Origin of the sequence: Cedecea sp. P7760, assembly GCF_013386425.1 — a bacterium.
GTDB lineage: Bacteria > Pseudomonadota > Gammaproteobacteria > Enterobacterales > Enterobacteriaceae > Cedecea > Cedecea selenatireducens.
The window spans coordinates 1-18,237 of the sequence record NZ_JACARU010000065.1; the positions used below are offsets into that span (position 1 = coordinate 1).

The window sequence follows — 18,237 nt, forward strand, 5'->3', positions numbered from 1 at the left end:
TTTACAAACGTAAGAGATAGTTAGTTAATTTTTTATATTTTGCAACCGAAAGGAGCGAATATGTATGTTATTTCCAGTAAAAACATGTTGTTAAAAGCCCAGAACCAGGGGTATGCCGTGCCGGCATTTAACATTCACAATCTGGAAACGATGCAGGTGGTGGTGGAAACGGCCGCTGAAATGCGTTCGCCGCTGATCCTGGCCGGCACGCCGGGAACCTATAGCTACGCGGGAACGGGCAACGTTGTGGCAATAGCCAGAGACCTGGCAAAACATTGGGATCATCCCCTGGCGCTGCACCTCGATCACCACGAAGATCTGCCGGATATTACTCGCAAGGTACAGGCCGGTATTCGCTCGGTGATGATTGACGGTTCACATTATGCTTTTGAAGAGAACATCGCGCTGGTGAAAAGCGTTGTAGAGCTGAGCCATCGCTATGATGCCAGCGTAGAGGCGGAGCTTGGTCGACTTGGCGGCGTAGAGGACGATTTGGTCGTTGACGCGAAGGATGCGCTGTACACCAACCCGCAGCAGGCTAGTGAATTTGTCTCCCGCACCGGCATCGATTCGCTGGCGGTAGCTATCGGGACGGCTCACGGGCTGTATGCCGCCGAGCCGAAGCTCGATTTCGATCGCCTGGCCGCTATCCGTGAATGCGTGGATGTTCCGCTGGTGTTACACGGCGCTTCCGGTCTGTCTGAGGGGGATATTCGCCGGGCTATTTCGCTCGGCGTCTGTAAGGTTAACGTCGCCACCGAACTTAAAATCGCGTTCTCAGACGCGCTGAAACAGTACTTCATCGAGCAGCCTGGGGCGAACGATCCTCGACATTACATGCAGCCCGCCAAAGAGGCGATGAAAGAAGTCGTCCGTAAAGTCATTCATGTCTGTGGTTGTGAAGGGCAACTCTAACCAACGGCGCAAGGAGCAATGTCGTGATCCATACTCTGACTTTAAACACCGCCATTGATATGAATATTTTTTGCGGCTCTCTACAACCTTCTACCGTGAACCGCACCCAGCGCACGGAATACTGCCCTAACGGCAAAGGCGTTAACGTTTCTTTAGTCCTTAATCACTTTCGACAGCCGACCCACGTCATGGGCATATTTGGCGGATTTACCGGGCGCTATATTGTGGAGGAACTTAAAAAACAAAAAATCAACGTGACGCCTTCCTGGGTGCAGGCAGCTACACGAATTAATGTTTTTATTAATGACGGCAGCAATGAATATAAATTGGTAAACACCGGTGCCCCTATCGATGATGAATGTAAACAACAGATCATCCAGCATCTGGACTGCATCCGTCCCGGGGATTATTTAGTGATTAGCGGCAGCTTGCCGCCGGGTATTGAAAGCCTGTTTTATGCGGAAGTTATATCGCTGTGCGAACAGCGCGGGGGAGAAGTCATTCTTGATATCAGCCATCCTGCACTGCGGCAATTACTTGAGCTTAATCCCCTGCTGATCAAACCCAATGACGATGAATTAAAAGAAATATTTAATCTCAAGGTCGAGAATGTCCCTCAGGTTCGGACTGCGATGCGAACGTTACATCAGCTTGGTGCCCGTAATGTTTTGCTAACGCTTGGCGCAAAAGGGCTCTATTTTTCCAACGGCAGCGATCTGTGGTTTGCTTCCGCGCCAGAAGTGGAACTTGTCAGTTCAGCTTGCGCAGGGGACGCAGCGCTCGGCGCGTTTCTCAGCCAGTGGCTCAACGGGGAAGATATCTCCCTTGCGCTAGCTCTTGCCAGCGCCACCGGCGCTAACGTGGCAGGTTCAGCGGGTCTGGGAAAACTCGATCGCATACAAGAATTATTACAGCAGGTTCAAATCGTCCAATTATAAAGGCCCGATTATGAAAAAGATCATTGCCGTTACCGGCTGCCCTACAGGTATTGCCCATACGTTTATGGCTGAAGAGGCCTTAAAGAATGCAGCAAAAAAATTAAACTTTGAAATAAAGATAGAAACAAACGGTGCTTCCGGCGTAGAGAATGAAATCACGCCAGACGATCTGAATGATATTTACGGGGTTATTATTGCCGCAGATAAAGACGTAAACGCCGAACGTTTTAATGGACTCCCGGTTATTGAAGTGCCGGTTAAAGAAGCCATTCACCACCCGGTCGAGTTAATCAATAAAGTCGTCAACGGGCAACTTTCCCTTCGTCAGGGAATATCCGCCGTACCCGCAGCAGAAAAGAAGAAATATGAACAAGAATCGTTCGGCAGGCAGATTTATAAACATCTGATGAGCGGCGTGTCCAACATGCTGCCTTTCGTGGTCGCAGGCGGCATTCTGATTGCTATCTCCTTTTTGTGGGGGATTTACTCTGCTGACCCGAATTCCCCGCAGTACAACGCTATCGCGGCGACCTTAATGCAGGTCGGGCAGCAGGCGTTCTCAATCATGGTGCCGGTCTTTACGGCCTACATTGCGTGGTCGATTTCCGGGCGCGCGGGCATGGTAGCCGGGTTCGTTGGCGGCCTGCTGGCAAACGCGACGGGAGCGGGGTTTCTCGGCGGGATTATCGCCGGTTTCGCTGCCGGTTACTTTATGCTGCTTGTCCGTCGCCTGCTCGACGGGCTACCGCGCCAGTATGAAGGTCTAAAATCGATCTTCATCATGCCGCTCATTGGTGTGTTAGCGATCGGCGTGCTGATGGTGCTGCTCGGCAAACCCGTCGCGGCCATCAACAACGGTATGATGGGCTGGTTAAGCTCGCTGCAGCAGGCCAACCCTATTCTTCTTGGCATTGTTGTCGGGGCGATGTGTTCTTTCGACTTTGGTGGCCCGGTCAACAAAGCGGCGTATGTCACGGGAACATTGCTGCTTGGCCAGGGGAATTTCTTCTTTATGGCCGGCGTTTCTGCGGCCTGTATTACTCCGCCGCTGGTTATCGCCCTGGCGACGACCTTCTTCCCCAAAGGCTTTAGCGAAGAAGAACGCGCGGCCGGGATGGTGAACTACATTCTTGGCTGCACGCATATTACCGAGGGGGCAATCCCCTTTGCGGCGAAAGATCCGCTCCGCGTTATTCCAATGATGATGATCGCCTCTTCCATCTCAGCCGTGCTCAGCTACAGCTTGCACATTGAAGTGCCAGCCCCGCACGGCGGCTTCTTGATTCTTCCGCTGGTCAGCAAACCGCTCACGTGGGTGCTCTGTATTCTGGCGGGCTCCGTCTGCGGGGCAGTAATGCTGGGATCATGGCGGTTGTGGAATAGCCGCAAGCAACCCACCGCAGCTCTTCAGGCAGGAGGTCAAAATGCAACTCTGTGAACAGGATATTTTCATCAGCCATGAGCGTGTCGATAAGCTTACGGCGCTCCAGCTCGTCTGCGAAAAGTTAGTGGCGGCAGGAAATACAACGCCGGAATATTTGCAGGGAATGCTGGCTCGTGAAGCGCAAATCTCAACCTATCTGGGGAACGGTATCGCTATCCCCCACGGTACGCCAGAAACTCGCCATGCAGTGATTAATACCGGCGTGAAAGTCATTGTGTTTCAGCCAGGCGTAGACTGGGGAGAAAACAACGTTGCGCGGATGGTCACTGGTATTGCCGCACGCTCAAACGAGCATCTCGATATTCTGCGCCAGCTAACCCGCGCATTGAGCGACGAGAGTGTGCCGCTCGCGCTGGCGCAGGCGGCTACGCCAGCGGAGGTTTTAGCCATTCTGACCGGCAACAGCGCCGAAAACGCAACACAAGAATCCCCCATAGAAGGAGAACAGGCCACGTTTGTGATCCGCAATCCTCATGGGCTGCATGCCCGTCCGAGCGCCGTGCTGGTGAAACTGGTCAAACAGTTTCAAAGTCGTGTCATCGTTGAAAATATGGACAGCGCTGCCGGGCCCGTTGATGGTAAGAACCTGATGAAGGTGGTTTCGTTAGGGGCAAAAATGGGCCACCGTATGCGGTTTACCGCGAGTGGTACCGACGCCCGCCGGGTACTTGCTGCCATTGGGCAAGGCATTGACCAGGGGCTGGGAGAAACGCCCTCAACCCCACCAGAACAACCGAAACGCAGCTGGTTATCCCGTTTGCTTAGTTAATTTCACATGCCGGAGGTCGCTGGACGTCCGGCACTTCGTGATACCCGCGAGATCAATAATACTCCACCGTATTTTTGATGGTGTAATGCGTGACGGTTGGCGGCGTGACGGAGTCATCCGTCATTTCCAGGTCACAGGACAGCGAGTTAAAATGGCTGTCGTAATCACAGGTTTGCTTCGCTACGCCGATGATTTTACCGTTCAGGCTGGTGGTTGCGCTGTAATCCAACTTTTTCTTTTTATCGACCCCGGCTGTTGCCACGATGGCAAGCTCGCTGTCTTTTGATTTAGTCACCTTTCCCAGCGGATAGCCTTCACTGTCGTATTTGTAGGTCACCAGCACGTCTTTGCCCTTCGCGGCTATCACAAAATCATTGTCGTCGGTGTCGTAGCTGATGCCTGCGGCGGGCAACTCTGCAAGCTGGCATTTGCCCTGCAGCCTCACCCGTTTTTCACGGCTGACTTGATCAACATAGTAGTTAGCGTCGAGCGCTAGCGAAGCGCCGCTGTTGTTTTCAAGATCGTGAAATTCCAGGCTGTCGAAACACCCTTCCTCAGACAGCGAGCCGCTGACCCTTTTCAGCACTTGCCCCTGCTCATTCATCAAGGTCTGGCTAAATTCTTTGACCGGGCCGCGCATAGGATCGAAATCGAACTCGTTAGAAAAACTGGCCATTTCCGGGGTGTACGCCTGCGGTGACGTCGAGTTGTCGCATCCGACAAGCCCTAAAGCCAGCGTACCGAGGATAATGATTTTCTTCACGTTTTGCCGCTCTCTTGTTTTCATGTCATAACATGATATAAGCAAATACAACACTTTACACTAGAAGCGCTATTCTTATAGAAAGGGTAACGGCAATGTTCATTGTTTCTTTAAGTCCGGCTTATGGTCTGATAGAAACAATGAATAATGTTTTCTGGTTTGCCCCAAACGGCCGAAAACCACGTTTTTCGGCCGTTTGACATCAAGCTTATAGTTCGCCTCAACATAAGGAAGAGATGATGAAACGTACCGTTTGGTTAAGCACGATACTGCTGATCGCTGCCACCCCGGCGTTGGCCGCACAGGGCAGTTGCGAAAAGGTAAAAGCTGACATTCAGCAGAAAATTATCAATAACGGCGTACCGGAGTCAGGCTTCTCGCTCACCATCGTCCCGAACGATCAGGCGGATAAAGCCGGCGGTCAGGTCGTTGGTCACTGCGCTAACGATACGCAAAAAATTGTCTATACCCGCATTGCCGGCGGCGCCGCGCCGGAAAATGAACCGCAATAAACGTTGGCAGGGTGCCTGGCGCCCTGCTTCCCCCTGTATACCTGCCTATTTGCCTTCAACAGCCGCAACTTTGATTGGCGTTAATAACCTCTACTCCTAAATAAGTAACACTCTTCCCCCGAAAGAGCCCGTTAGCGGGCAGCCTTAGCAATCACCAAAACTCAAAACACAAATAATAACGTCTTCCACACGACAAAAAGTCATGGAGAGAGCGATGTCGAACCTCAATAATCCAGGCGGGATCAGCCGCCGTAGCCTGGTAAAATCTTCTGCAATTGGCGGCCTGGCGCTCGCCGCTGGCGGCATTTCTCTGCCTTTTGGCATGCGTAGCGCGGCAGCCGCGGTCGCTGACGCCCTGTCGCCGGAGAGCAAAGACAAAGTTGTCTGGGGAGCCTGTTCGGTAAACTGCGGCAGCCGCTGCGCCCTGCGGTTGCACGTTCGTGACGAGGAAGTCTTCTGGGTTGAAACGGATAATACCGGGCTGGACACCTACGGCGACCACCAGGTCCGTGCCTGCCTGCGCGGGCGCTCTATTCGCCGCAGGATCAACCATCCGGAACGCCTGAATTACCCGATGAAGCGCGTAGGCGCCCGAGGCGAAGGCAAGTTTGAACGCATCAGTTGGGACGAAGCGCTGGACATCGTCAGCGCCAGCCTGAAACAAACCGTCGAAAAATACGGCAACGAAGCGGTTTACATTAACTACTCTTCCGGCGTAGTCGGCGGGAACATTACCCGCTCGTCCCCTTACGCCTCATTGGTGGCTCGCCTGATGAACTGCTACGGCGGTTTTCTGAGCCATTACGGCACCTACAGCACCGCTCAAATCGCCTGCGCGATGCCGTATACCTACGGCAGCAATGACGGCAACAGCACGTCGGATATCGAAAACAGCAAGCTGGTCGTTCTGTTCGGCAATAATCCGGCGGAAACACGCATGAGCGGCGGCGGCATCACCTATTACCTTGAGCAAGCCCGCGAGCGTTCAAACGCCAGAATGATCGTTATCGACCCGCGCTACACCGACACGGCCGCCGGTCGCGAAGATGAATGGATCCCCATTCGTCCCGGCACCGACGCGGCGCTTGTGGCGGGTCTCGCCCACGTAATGATTAGCGAAAATCTGGTCGATCGGCCCTTCCTGGATAAATACTGCGTCGGCTACGACGAGAACACCCTGCCGGCAAATGCCCCGCGTAACGGGCACTATAAGGCCTATATTCTGGGCGAAGGCGACGACGGCGTGGAGAAAACCCCGCGGTGGGCCTCCGCAATTACCGGCATTCCTGCTGACAGAATCATCAAGCTGGCGCGTGAAATTGCCGGTACAAAACCGGCCTACATTGCCCAGGGCTGGGGTCCGCAGCGCCAGGCTAACGGTGAGCTGACCTCACGCGCCATCGCTATGCTGCCGATTCTGACCGGCAACGTGGGGGTTAACGGCGGCAACAGCGGAGCTCGCGAATCCACCTACACCATTACCATCGAACGCATGCCGGTGCTGGAAAACCCGATCAAAACGCAAATCTCCTGCTTTAGCTGGACCGATGCCATCACCCGCGGCCCGGAAATGACCGCCAAACGCGACGGCGTGCGTGGCAAAGATAAGCTGGACGTGCCGATTAAGTTCATCTGGAACTACGCGGGCAATACCATCATCAACCAGCATTCCGACATTAATAAGACCCACGCCATTCTGCAGGACGACAAGCAGTGCGAGATGATTGTGGTGATCGAGAACTTTATGACCTCTTCGGCGAAATACGCCGACATTCTGCTGCCGGACCTGATGACCGTTGAGCAGGAGGACATCATTCCTAACGATTACGCGGGCAATATGGGCTACCTGATTTTCATCCAGCCCGCCACCGCGCCTAAGTTCGAACGCAAGCCTATTTACTGGATGATGAGCGAGGTTGCAAAACGGCTGGGCGGCGATGTGCATCAGGCCTTTACGGAAGGCAGAACCCAGCGCGAGTGGCTGCAATATCTGTACGCGAAAATGCTGGCAAAAGACCCGGCACTGCCAGCCTATGAGGCCCTGCGTGAAATGGGCATTTACAAGCGTAAAGATCCGGCGGGTCATTTCGTGGCTTACAAAAAATTCCGTGAAGATCCGCAGGCCAATCCGCTCAAAACGCCGTCCGGCAAAATTGAAATTTACTCCAGCAAGCTGGCCGATATTGCCGCCAACTGGGAGCTGGAAAAAGACGAAACCATCAGCCCGCTGCCGGTATATGCCTCAACGTTTGAAGGCTGGGACTCTCCGCAACGCCGCGAGTTTCCGCTCCAGCTGTTTGGCTTCCACTACAAATCCAGAACACACTCAACCTATGGCAATATTGACGTCCTGCAGGCCGCAGCGCGTCAGGAGGTCTGGATTAACCCGCTCGACGCCAAACGGCGCGGAATAACCAACGGCGACAAGGTCAGCGTGTTTAACGGGCGCGGTGAGGTGCGTATTGAGGCCAAAGTCACTCCGCGCATCATGCCTGGGGTTGCGGCGATGGGCCAGGGTGCCTGGCATAATGCCGATATGGGGGGCGATCGAATCGACCACGGGGCCTGCATCAATACGCTGACAACGCATCGCCCGTCGCCGCTGGCAAAGGGCAACCCGCAGCACACCAATCTCGTTGAGATTAAAAAGATCTAAGAAGGAATCAATCATGACCTCTGAACAACAACGCCTGTCGGCGGTAGCCCTTAGCGGCCGGGTGCTCGGAGCCCTGTTTTACCATGCGCCGAACCACCCGGACTGCGCCTCGCTTCTCGGGATGCTCTCAGCCCCTGAGTGGGTAAAAGAATGGCCGGTACAGGCTCCCGAACTTGCGGAAATAGCCTCGATGATGGCCACAGGCCTGGCGGACAGCGACACGCCGGTAGGCGAAGAATATCAGCGCCTGTTTATTGGCCCGTACGCGCTGCCCGCGCCGCCCTGGGGTTCCGTCTATCTGGATAAAGAAAACGTGCTGTTTGGCGACTCGATGCTTGAGCTTCGCCAGTGGATGCGCGCGCAGGGCTTTGCCCCGCAAACGGAGCAAAACGAGCCAGAAGATCATTTTGGCTTAATGCTGATGCTGGCGGCCTGGCTTGCCGACCAGGGGCAACAGCCGCAGCTTGACGAGCTGCTTGCCTGGCACCTGCTGCCCTGGGCCGATCGTTATCTGAACCTGTTTACCGAAAACGCGGCGAATGATTTCTATCGTGGGCTAGGTTTACTGACCAGAATGACGCTTTCAGGCTGGCAGCAAGGCATGCTGATGCCCGTTGCCCGCAAAGAACTGCACTTCTAAGAATCCTGGACTTTCAGGAGGCCGGGCGCGACCGGTTTCCTGAAAAATCGCTGATTTCCTCACACCACAAATGTGACAACGTCACTTCACGTTAACATTTTTAAGACAAATCTTTACTTTTCTCCCTCAGACCAGAAGCCATAAGGCCTGGGCATTACTTTACCTGATAAACCATTAGCCACTTAATTGTCCCCAAAGCTGGAATCCTTCCCGCTGCGTTGCTATAGCTCCAGACACCCTGCCGACACATGGCATAACAACAGGCCGCCCCTCCGGCGGCGATAACGCGTGCACCCAGGGAGACACACTGCAATGCAAAACGCATCCTTCGCAACACGGTTCCTGCTCGGACTGCTTGCGCTTTTTTTAGTGCTCGGTCTACTGGTTTGGGGCATCGGCCTCGACACCCTTAAAGCCCGCCAGGTCGATTTACTCTACCTCGGGCAGCAACACCTGATTCTGGTCTTCAGCTCTATGGCTCTCGCCCTGCTGGTCGGTATTCCCAGCGGGATTTTGCTCAGCCGACCTGCGGCTCGCCGCTGGGCAGAGTACGTCATGCAAATTTTCAACATTGGCAACACGCTGCCGCCGCTAGCGGTGCTGGCGCTGGCGATGGTTATTATCGGCATCGGCGACAAGCCGGCCATTATCGCCCTGTTCCTCGCCTCGCTGCTTCCCATCGTACGCAATACCTATGCCGGACTTTGCAGCGTTCCCCCCTCGCTAATAGAGGCCGCCAACGGGATTGGCATGACCAAAATGCAGCGGCTACGTCAGGTAGAAATCCCTAACGCCTGGCCGGTGATTCTTTCCGGCGTGCGTATTGCCACCGCCATTAACGTCGGTACGGCGCCGCTGGCCTTTCTTATCGGCGCGAGCAGCTACGGCGAGCTTATCTTCCCGGGGATTTACCTGAACGACTTCCCGACGCTGATACTCGGCGCCGTGGCGACAGCGATGTTCGCCCTGATCCTTGACCTGGCGCTCGCCAGCCTGGGCCGGGCGCTTAGCCCCCATACCGCTAAATAACAACAATAAGGAGCGTTTATGAGACTGCTTTCACGCGTGCTGACGGCGGCGTTTGCCGCAGCATCACTTATCGCCTCACAGGCCCAGGCCGCGCCGCTGATTCTGGCGACCAAGAGCTTTACCGAGCAGCATATTTTGTCGGCCATGACCACCCAGTTTCTGGCTAAAAAAGGGTTTCAGGTTACGCCCCAGACCAACATCGCGACGGTGATTTCTCGTAATGCGATGATCAATAAACAGATTGATATGACCTGGGAGTACACCGGTACTTCGCTGATTATCTTCAACCATATTAATAAGCGCATGACGCCCGAAGAGTCGTACAACACGGTCAAAAAGCTGGATGCAAAACTTGGCCTCGTCTGGCTTAAACCGGCCGAAATGAATAACACCTACGCCTTCGCCATGAAGCGCGAGCGGGCAGAAAAAGAAGGCATCACCACGATGTCGCAGCTGGTTGAACGCATCGAGCATATTCGCCAGACCGACCCGAAACATAACTGGATGCTCGGCCTGGATCTCGAATTCGCCGGACGCAGCGACGGCCTGAAGCCTCTGCAACAGGTTTACAACATGCCGCTGGACCGCCCGCAGATCCGCCAGATGGACCCTGGCCTGGTCTATAACGCCATCCGCGACGGTTTTGTCGATGCCGGGCTGATCTACACCACCGACGGACGGATGAAGGGCTTTGACCTGAAAGCGCTGGTGGACGATAAGGGCTTCTTCCCAAGTTACGCTGTCACGCCCGTCGTGCGTAAAGACGTACTGGACTCTCATCCCGGGCTTGAAGAGGCGCTGAACACCCTTTCGTCCGAGCTGAACAATGAGGTGATAACAACCCTGAACGCCAAAGTTGATATCGACCATGAAACCCCGCAGCAGGTCGCTCGAGAATTCCTGCAGCAGAAAGGCTTGCTCTAAGGAGGTATCGTGGAAACGTTACACTATATGATTGATAACGCGGGGTATATTGGTTCCCTTACCCTGCACCACCTTTGGTTAGTCCTGATTGCCGTCGGCCTGGCCATCATCATTGGCGTGCCGCTGGGTATTCTCATCGTGCGTCATAAATGGCTTGCTACGCCGGTTCTGGGCTTTGCCACGATTTTGCTCACCATTCCGTCCGTGGCGCTGTTTGGCCTGATGATCCCCCTGTTTTCGCTGATCGGTCAGGGTATTGGCGTGGTGCCTGCCGTCACGGCGGTATTCCTCTATTCCCTGCTGCCGATTGTGCGCAACACCCACACCGCGCTGGACAGCCTGCCGCCGGGGCTGCGTGAAGCCGGACGCGGCATCGGCATGACATTCTGGCAACGCTTGCGCTGGGTGGAAATTCCCATGGCGCTGCCGGTGATTTTTGGCGGCATCCGCACCGCCGTAGTCATGAACATTGGCGTCATGGCGATTGCCGCCGTCATCGGCGCGGGCGGCCTGGGCCTGCTGTTGCTCAACGGCATCGGCGGGAGTGACATCCGCATGCTGATTGCCGGCGCGGTGATGATCTGCCTGTTAGCCATCGTACTTGACTGGCTGCTGCATCGCCTGCAGCTGCATTTCACTAAGTGGTAGCCCCACCGTGAAGCCGTATTCAAAGGAGAGTTAATAATGATAAAACTTGAAAATCTCACGCGACAATTTGTGCAGAAAAACGGCCAGACCTTTAACGCCGTCGACAACATCAGCCTGAACGTGCCCGAAGGAGAAATGTGTGTCCTACTCGGCCCTTCCGGCTGTGGCAAGACCACCACGCTGAAAATGATCAATCGCCTGATAAAACCGACCGGCGGCAAAATCTTAATCAACGGCCAGGACACCAACGATCTGGATACCGTCACCCTGCGGCGTAATATCGGCTACGTTATCCAGCAAATCGGCCTGTTCCCCAACATGACGATCGAAGAAAACATTACCGTCGTGCCGCGCATGCTGGGCTGGGACAAAGCCCGCTGTAAAGAGCGCGCCAGCGAGCTAATGAGCATGGTGGCGCTCGACCCCAACCGCTTCCTTAACCGCTACCCGCGTGAAATGTCGGGTGGCCAGCAGCAGCGAATTGGCGTGATCCGCGCCCTCGCGGCGGATCCTCCGGTGCTGCTGATGGATGAGCCGTTTGGCGCGGTCGACCCGATTAACCGCGAAACCATCCAGAACGAATTTCTGGATATGCAGCGCCAGCTCAAAAAGACGGTGATGCTGGTCAGCCACGATATTGATGAAGCGCTGAAGCTGGGCGACCGGATTGCGGTCTTCCGCCAGGGCAAAATCGTCCAGTGCGCCAGCCCGGATGAGCTGCTGGCGAAACCGGCCAATGACTTCGTCGGCTCGTTTGTCGGCCAGGACCGCACGCTGAAGCGCCTGCTGTTGGTGCAGGCCGGGGACGTCACCGACCAGCAGCCTACCATTACGGCGCGAGAATCCACGCCTCTGGCGGAAGCATTCGCCACCATGGACGATAACGACATGCGTTCGATAACCGTGGTTGACGCCGACGGCAAACCCCTGGGCTTCGTTAAGCGTCGCGAAGCTCGAGGCACAACCGGCAGCTGTATCGACCTGCTTCATCCGTTCCGTGTAACAGGCCGCGCGGAGGAAAACCTGCGCATCGTGCTTTCTAAGCTGTATGAGCACAACATGGTCTGGATGCCGATCACCGATGAAGATGGCCGCTACAGTGGGGAAATTTCGCAGGATTATATTGCCGATTATCTCAGCTCGGGCCGAACGCGCCGGGCGCTGAATATTCAGCAGAGCTAAGCAACTTCATGCGCTGCCTCCCGGTGGCGCATTTTCCTTTTGAGCTTATCGGCGTTCTCCCCCACAATAGCGCCATTCCCCCGCTACCTTTTGCGCTATGCACCGTTTACACGCCTTTCCGGACATCAGAGAAATGCTTCGCCGCCTGGTGATTGCGATCTTTATTGGCCTGGCCTCCGCGCTGGTTGTGTGGCTATTTCGTCAGGCTATGTATCTGCTGGAAAACGTCTTCCTGGGCGACCACGGCGGCAGCCTTGTTGCGGCGGCGTCCGCGCTCGCGCCATGGCGACGCGTATTAACACCTGCGGCAGGCGGCCTGCTGGCCGGGCTTCTGCTATGGGGCTGGCAGAGAGCTACCCGCCAGCGCCCTTCTGCGCCAACCGACTATATGGAAGCCATTGAAACAGGCGACGGCAGGCTGGACGTTCCTTCCAGCCTGGTCAAATCCGCCGCATCGCTGATCGTCGTGTCAAGCGGCAGCGCCATCGGCCGTGAAGGGGCGATGATCCTGCTGGCAACGGTTTTTGCCTCCGTATTTGCGCAGCGCTTTACCCCAGACAAAGAATGGAAGCTATGGGTGGCCTGCGGAGCCGCCGCCGGGATGGCAAGCGCCTACCATGCGCCGCTGGCGGGCAGCCTGTTTATCGCGGAGATTTTATTTGGCTCGCTGATGCTTGCCTCGCTGGGGCCGGTGGTGATTGCCGCCGTCAGCGCCCTGCTGATGACCCACCTGCTGAACGGCGGCCAGGCCCCGCTGTACATCGTCACCCTGCTCGATCCGCCTTTGCCTGCCCATTACGGGCTGATGGCGCTGCTCGGGTTAACGGCGGGTGTCGCCGGGCCGCTCATGCTGTGGCTGCTGGCCAAAAGCAGCGCGCTATTTCGCGGTCTTCGGCTGTCGCCGCCGCTGCAGCTGGCGCTCGGCGGGCTGATTGTCGGCCTGCTCTCGCTGGTGACGCCAACCGCCTGGGGCAACGGGTACAGCGTGGTGCAGTCGTTTCTTTCCAGCCCGCCCGCGCTGCTGTTTGTGGCTGGCGTATTGCTGTGCAAGCTGCTGGCGGTGATGGCAAGCAGCGGGTCCGGGGCACCGGGCGGCGTCTTTACGCCAACGTTGTTTATGGGCGCGGCGCTGGGCATGCTGTTTGGGCAGATTTGCGGGCTTTGGGGAGGCGGCGAACCGCTGATTATCCTGCTGGGGCTAACGGGAATGGCGTCTTTGCTGGCGGCGACCACGCATGCGCCGATTATGGCGACGCTGATGATTTGCGAAATGACCGGGGAGTTTACGCTGCTCCCCGGTTTACTGCTGACCTGCGTTATCGCCTCAACGCTGTCGCGCTGGTTACGCCCGCAGTCGGTCTACCGTCAGAGCGTTGCGCAACCGGGATAAATCGATATACGCCCCGAGTTCGCGCTGTTCTGCTCGGGGTAGATACGGTAGCTCACCGACCAGCGGCCCTGGCAGTTTCTTACTCAGCACCTCGATGATTTCCGCGTAGTGCGCCAGGCCTGGGTTAATACGGTTAGCCACCCAGCCAATAAACGGCAGCCCGTCATTAGCAATCGCCTGCGCGGTCAGTAAAGCGTGATTGATGCAGCCTTCCTGAATGCCCACCACCAGCAGCACCGGCAGTTGCTCCTGAACAACCCAGTCAGACAGCGGGCGCAGATCGTTCATCAGGCTGCGCCAGCCGCCCGTGCCTTCCACCACGACGTGGTCCATTTGGTCGGAAAGCCTTTGCAGCCCGCTCGACAGCAGCGAATAGTTAATCGGCCCGTGATGGCTGATGCTGCTCTCTTCTTCGCTCAGCGCAATGGGGTTAATGGCTTCGTAAGGCAGTTTGATCGTCGAGACGCTTTGCAGTACCAACGCATCCCTGTTGCGCAGCCCCTCTGGCGTCTCTTTACTGCCCTTCGCGACCGGTTTGTAACCGACGACGCTTTTCCCGCTGGCCGACAACGCCTGCAGCAAGGCTCGTGAAACCACCGTCTTCCCCACGGCGGTATCGGTACCTGTTATAAAGAAACGCTTAAGCATGACTGTCTCCCGAGGTAATGCTAGCCATATAAGTAAAGAGAAAAATTAACTCGGGAAGTCTAAAAGAATGGCGCTTTAGCCAGATTGAGATAGCGCAATTTTTGGTGAATCAGGGCCTAAGATTAGCCCTGCAGCAGGCGAATTAGTAAAGAGCCGTTATACATTGCATCTTTTACCAGCGCCGCCCCGGCCATGGTGCCGCGGTTATTAAACTGTGTCCCTTCCACCACGGTGTGGCTGCTGTAGGCGGGTAAGGCCTGCTGGCGGATACAGTCGGTGATGGCCGGATGAAGGATCGCGGCGGCGCGATTAAGTGGCGAACCGATAAGGATCTTTTGCGGGTTAAACAGGTTAACCATGATGGCCAGAATGCGCCCAACGTTTTGCCCGACGCCGGTGATAATGTCTTTGGCCAGCAGATCACCGTTCAGCGCGGCGTCGCACAGCGATTCCACGCTCAGCGGCTGGCCGTGCAGCATCGAGCCCATAGACTGGCTCATACGCTGCTGCGCCAGTTCCAGCACGCTTTCCACGCTGGCGATAGTTTCCAGGCAGCCGTGGTTGCCGCAGTAGCAGCGTTTGCCATACGGGTCGACCTGCGTATGACCAATTTCCACCAGGCTGCTGCTGCCGGCGTGAAGCAGGCGGCCATCGGTGATCACCCCGGCCCCCACGTTATGATCAATCACTACCTGAATAACATCCCTGGCTCCCTGAGAGGCACCAAACAGCCCTTCTGCCATGGTCCACGCGCTGATGTCGTGCTGGATGAATACCGGCACGCCGGTGTGCTTTTCCAGCGCCTCGCCCAGCGGCATATCGCAGATATCGTAGAACGGCATGCGATGAATAATGCCGTGCACGGTATCAATAATGCCAGGGAGCGTGATAGCGATGGCGGTGAGACGTTCAAGCTTATGCTGATGGCGAATAAAGAACTGGTCAACCTGGTAAACGATGCGTTCCAGCAGAGGCTGCTGGTCATCCGTCGGGAGGTCCACCGAGTCTTCTACCACCAGCTTGCTGCTGAGGTCGCGCAGGCCAAGGGAGATTTCGCCCCGGCTCAGGCGTATGGAGAGGTAATGCCACGCTTCGGTTTCCAGCATCAGGCCCACCGCAGGGCGGCCCCGGCTGCCGGGATCCTGGATTTCCGTTTCCTGTACCAGATGCGCCTCAATCATTTCTCGCACAATCTTGGTGATACTGGCCGGGGCCAGCTGCGCCAGGCGGGAAAGATCGATCCGCGACACCGGGCCGTGGGTATCAATCAAGCGATAAACAACGCCGGCATTGGTTTGTTTAATCTGATCGATATGGCCCGGTTGACTATCAGCAACCACGTGGTACTCCCTTTATTTTCGCGCTTCGAAATAAACTTTCAGGCTATGGTGAAACACTTCCCGCAGGGTCGTCAAATATTTAGGTAGGGATGTGATTTACCGCACATAATCCCGCCACATTAGGCCTATTTTAACGCCCATGAGGCTTCGGTTAACAGCGCCGAGATACGCTTTGCCGCCTCCGACAGCTCCCGGTGCTTCGGCCAGACCAGCCAAAGTTCAGACTGCGCTTCCTGTTCGTCAATGGGCAGCCACACCACATCGCTCAGGCGAATGCGTTGAAACGAAGCAGGAAGAATCGATACCCCCAGCCCGGCAGAAACCAGACCAATGATGGTCATCGCCTCACCGACCTCCTGAGTGATGTACGGCACGATATGATGACGTCGGAGTAAGCCGATAATGTCGTCGTACAGCCCGGTACCAACGTGCGGGTCAAAGAAAACAAACGGCTCCTGCGCAAGCTGTTTAAGCGATACCGAGCGGCTGCTGGCCAGCGGATGGTCGCGATGAACCATCGCCAGCAGCGGTTCACGCAAAATCAGCGTCCAGTTCAGGGTATCCGGCAGGCGCGTATTACGCATTAGCCCCAGCTCAAGCTCGCCCTCATTCAAAGGGGCAATTTGCTCGCGGGTATTCACTTCACGCATCTGGAGATGCACGTCAGGGTAACGCTTGCGAAAGCGGGACAGGCTGTCTGAAACTGCTTTAATAAACGGCGCGGAGGACGTAAAACCGATACGCAGCTCGCCGGTTTCCCCCTGATGCAGGCGTGCGGCACGTGCGGCAGAGGCATCAACCTGACTGAGAATTTGCCGGGCATCGCTGAGAAACTGCTGCCCCGCCGCGGTGAGGTTAACGCTACGATTAGTGCGCGCCAGCAGTCGGGCACCGATTTGCTCTTCGAGGATTTGAATTTGCTGGCTAAGCGGCGGCTGGGAGATCCGCAGCCGGGCAGCCGCCCGGCCAAAATGCAGCTCTTCGGCGACGGCGACAAAATAGCGAAGATGGCGCAGCTCAATATTCATATGTTTAAAGTATCATTTGAGATTATTAATATATTAGACAGAACATTTACACTTTTCTACTCTGTAAAGAATAAGTTAACGCCCGCGTAAGGATTTATCTTGAGTCGTACAACTACCGTCAGCACCGCCCCGACAGAGGATGCCGACGAAAGCCCTGCTTCCCACTCTGTCAGCTATATCAAACGAGGTACTCCCCAGTTTATGCGCGTCACGCTGGCGCTGTTTTCCGCCGGCCTTGCTACCTTCGCCCTGCTTTATTGCGTGCAGCCTATTTTGCCGGTGCTATCCCATGAGTTTGGCGTCAGCCCGGCGAGCAGCAGTATCTCGCTCTCGGTCTCTACCGCCATGCTGGCCATTGGCCTGCTGTTTACCGGCCCACTTTCGGACGCCATCGGCCGTAAACAGGTGATGGTGACCGCGCTGCTGCTGGCCTCCTGCTGTACCCTGCTGTCGACGCTGATGACCAGCTGGCACGGCATTCTTATTATGCGCGCCCTTATCGGCCTCTCTTTAAGCGGCGTTGCGGCAGTCGGCATGACCTACCTTAGCGAGGAGATGCACCCCAGCGTGGTGGCCTTCTCGATGGGCTTATACATTAGCGGGAACTCCATCGGCGGTATGAGCGGCCGCCTTATCACCGGCGTCCTGACCGACTTCTTTACCTGGCGCGTGGCGGTGGCGGCTATCGGCTGTTTTGCCCTCGCCTCGGCGCTGATGTTCTGGAAAATATTGCCCCAGTCCCGGCATTTCCGCGCATCCAGCCTGCGGCCAAAAACGCTGTTTATTAACTTCCGCCTGCACTGGCGTGATGAAGGGCTGCCGCTGCTGTTTGCCGAGGGCTTCCTGCTGATGGGGGCGTTTGTCACGCTGTTTAACTACATTGGCTACCGGATGATGGAAGCGCCGTGGTTCCTCAGCCAGGCCATTGTGGGCCTGCTCTCCGTGGCCTACCTCACCGGCACCTGGAGCTCGCCAAAAGCGGGCGCCATGACCGCGAAATATGGCCGTGGCCCGGTGCTGATTGGCTTCACCGCCATTATGTTTCTTGGCCTGACGCTGACCGTCTTCTCCTCGCTGATCGTCATTTTTGCCGGGATGCTGCTGTTCTCTGCGGGATTTTTTGCCGCCCACTCGGTTGCCAGCAGCTGGATTGGCCCACGCGCCCGGCGGGCAAAAGGCCAGGCCTCCTCGCTTTATCTGTTTAGCTATTATCTTGGCTCCAGCCTCGCGGGCACCCTCGGCGGCGTGTTCTGGCACCAGTTTGGCTGGAACGGCGTAGCGGCATTTATCGGCTCGCTGCTGCTGGTGGCTTTGCTGGTCGCCACGCGTTTGCACCACAAGGCACACTAACCTGCTGCCGCTCTCGTGTTCAGGTAAGCTTAATGCTATTTTCTTTGGCGTTAACAACCTG

General features: G+C 56.1%; 17 protein-coding genes. 13 read left to right on the top strand and 4 right to left on the bottom strand.

Going from position 1 to position 18,237, the window contains the following annotated elements:
• The first annotated feature begins 60 nt into the window (after window positions 1-60).
• From HX778_RS20290 to HX778_RS20305, 4 genes are read left to right on the top strand one after another with little or no spacing between them, the layout of a single operon-like run.
• Entirely contained in the window at window positions 61-915 is an 855-nt protein-coding gene (locus tag HX778_RS20290) for a tagatose bisphosphate family class II aldolase (protein WP_176982881.1), read from the top strand.
• A gap of 23 nt (window positions 916-938) precedes the next feature.
• Window positions 939-1,853: a 1-phosphofructokinase gene (gene pfkB / locus HX778_RS20295; RefSeq protein WP_176982882.1), complete on the top strand. Its 915-nt coding sequence runs from the start codon at window positions 939-941 to the stop codon at window positions 1,851-1,853.
• A gap of 10 nt (window positions 1,854-1,863) precedes the next feature.
• Complete coding sequence (locus HX778_RS20300; protein ID WP_176982883.1) at window positions 1,864-3,291, top strand: PTS fructose transporter subunit IIC; 1,428 nt, start codon at window positions 1,864-1,866, stop codon at window positions 3,289-3,291.
• Entirely contained in the window at window positions 3,278-4,066 is a 789-nt protein-coding gene (locus HX778_RS20305; protein WP_176982884.1) for an HPr family phosphocarrier protein, read from the top strand. The genes HX778_RS20300 and HX778_RS20305 overlap by 14 nt, the downstream gene beginning before the upstream one ends.
• A 52-nt stretch (window positions 4,067-4,118) precedes the next feature.
• Here HX778_RS20305 and HX778_RS20310 read toward each other — a convergent pair whose 3' ends face one another.
• Complete coding sequence (locus tag HX778_RS20310; RefSeq protein WP_176982931.1) at window positions 4,119-4,829, bottom strand: YnfC family lipoprotein; 711 nt, start codon at window positions 4,827-4,829, stop codon at window positions 4,119-4,121.
• Between the two features lie 239 nt (window positions 4,830-5,068).
• Between HX778_RS20310 and HX778_RS20315 the strand changes: the two genes are divergently transcribed.
• The 8 genes from HX778_RS20315 (at window position 5,069) to clcB (ending at window position 13,810) form a co-directional block, all read left to right on the top strand.
• Window positions 5,069-5,341, top strand: a complete 273-nt coding sequence (locus HX778_RS20315) for a DUF1161 domain-containing protein (protein WP_176982885.1) — start codon at window positions 5,069-5,071, stop codon at window positions 5,339-5,341.
• 214 nt (window positions 5,342-5,555) lie between these two features.
• Complete coding sequence (gene ynfE, locus HX778_RS20320; RefSeq protein ID WP_176982886.1) at window positions 5,556-7,997, top strand: selenate/tellurate reductase subunit YnfE; 2,442 nt, start codon at window positions 5,556-5,558, stop codon at window positions 7,995-7,997.
• A gap of 13 nt (window positions 7,998-8,010) precedes the next feature.
• Window positions 8,011-8,637: a Tat proofreading chaperone DmsD gene (dmsD, locus tag HX778_RS20325; protein ID WP_176982887.1), complete on the top strand. Its 627-nt coding sequence runs from the start codon at window positions 8,011-8,013 to the stop codon at window positions 8,635-8,637.
• A 312-nt stretch (window positions 8,638-8,949) separates the two neighbouring features.
• A complete protein-coding gene (gene osmY, locus HX778_RS20330; RefSeq protein ID WP_176982888.1) occupies window positions 8,950-9,666 on the top strand; it encodes an osmoprotectant ABC transporter permease OsmY in 717 nt (238 codons plus the stop codon).
• A gap of 18 nt (window positions 9,667-9,684) precedes the next feature.
• Window positions 9,685-10,590, top strand: a complete 906-nt coding sequence (locus HX778_RS20335; protein WP_176982889.1) for a glycine betaine ABC transporter substrate-binding protein — start codon at window positions 9,685-9,687, stop codon at window positions 10,588-10,590.
• Between the two features lie 9 nt (window positions 10,591-10,599).
• On the top strand, window positions 10,600-11,238 hold the full coding sequence (osmW, locus tag HX778_RS20340; RefSeq protein WP_038472891.1) for an osmoprotectant ABC transporter permease OsmW: 639 nt from the start codon (window positions 10,600-10,602) through the stop codon (window positions 11,236-11,238).
• A 36-nt stretch (window positions 11,239-11,274) separates the two neighbouring features.
• Window positions 11,275-12,420, top strand: coding sequence for an osmoprotectant ABC transporter ATP-binding protein OsmV (gene osmV / locus HX778_RS20345; RefSeq protein WP_038472895.1), 1,146 nt, complete (start codon window positions 11,275-11,277; stop codon window positions 12,418-12,420).
• 97 nt (window positions 12,421-12,517) lie between these two features.
• Window positions 12,518-13,810 carry a voltage-gated ClC-type chloride channel ClcB gene (gene clcB / locus HX778_RS20350; RefSeq protein ID WP_038472898.1) on the top strand — a complete coding sequence of 431 codons (1,293 nt, stop codon included), beginning with the start codon at window positions 12,518-12,520 and terminating at the stop codon, window positions 13,808-13,810.
• Here the strand turns inward: clcB and bioD are convergent.
• The 3 genes from bioD to HX778_RS20365 form a co-directional block, all read right to left on the bottom strand.
• Window positions 13,763-14,458, bottom strand: a complete 696-nt coding sequence (gene bioD / locus HX778_RS20355; protein ID WP_038472900.1) for a dethiobiotin synthase — start codon at window positions 14,456-14,458, stop codon at window positions 13,763-13,765. The genes clcB and bioD overlap by 48 nt on opposite strands.
• A gap of 122 nt (window positions 14,459-14,580) precedes the next feature.
• Window positions 14,581-15,798: a sugar metabolism global transcriptional regulator Mlc gene (mlc, locus tag HX778_RS20360; protein ID WP_038472904.1), complete on the bottom strand. Its 1,218-nt coding sequence runs from the start codon at window positions 15,796-15,798 to the stop codon at window positions 14,581-14,583.
• A gap of 125 nt (window positions 15,799-15,923) precedes the next feature.
• Window positions 15,924-16,826: a LysR family transcriptional regulator gene (locus HX778_RS20365; protein WP_038472907.1), complete on the bottom strand. Its 903-nt coding sequence runs from the start codon at window positions 16,824-16,826 to the stop codon at window positions 15,924-15,926.
• A 99-nt stretch (window positions 16,827-16,925) separates the two neighbouring features.
• Here HX778_RS20365 and HX778_RS20370 point away from each other — a divergent pair, with 99 nt between their 5' ends.
• Window positions 16,926-18,176 carry an MFS transporter gene (locus HX778_RS20370; protein WP_038472909.1) on the top strand — a complete coding sequence of 417 codons (1,251 nt, stop codon included), beginning with the start codon at window positions 16,926-16,928 and terminating at the stop codon, window positions 18,174-18,176.
• Window positions 18,177-18,237 lie beyond the last annotated feature (61 nt).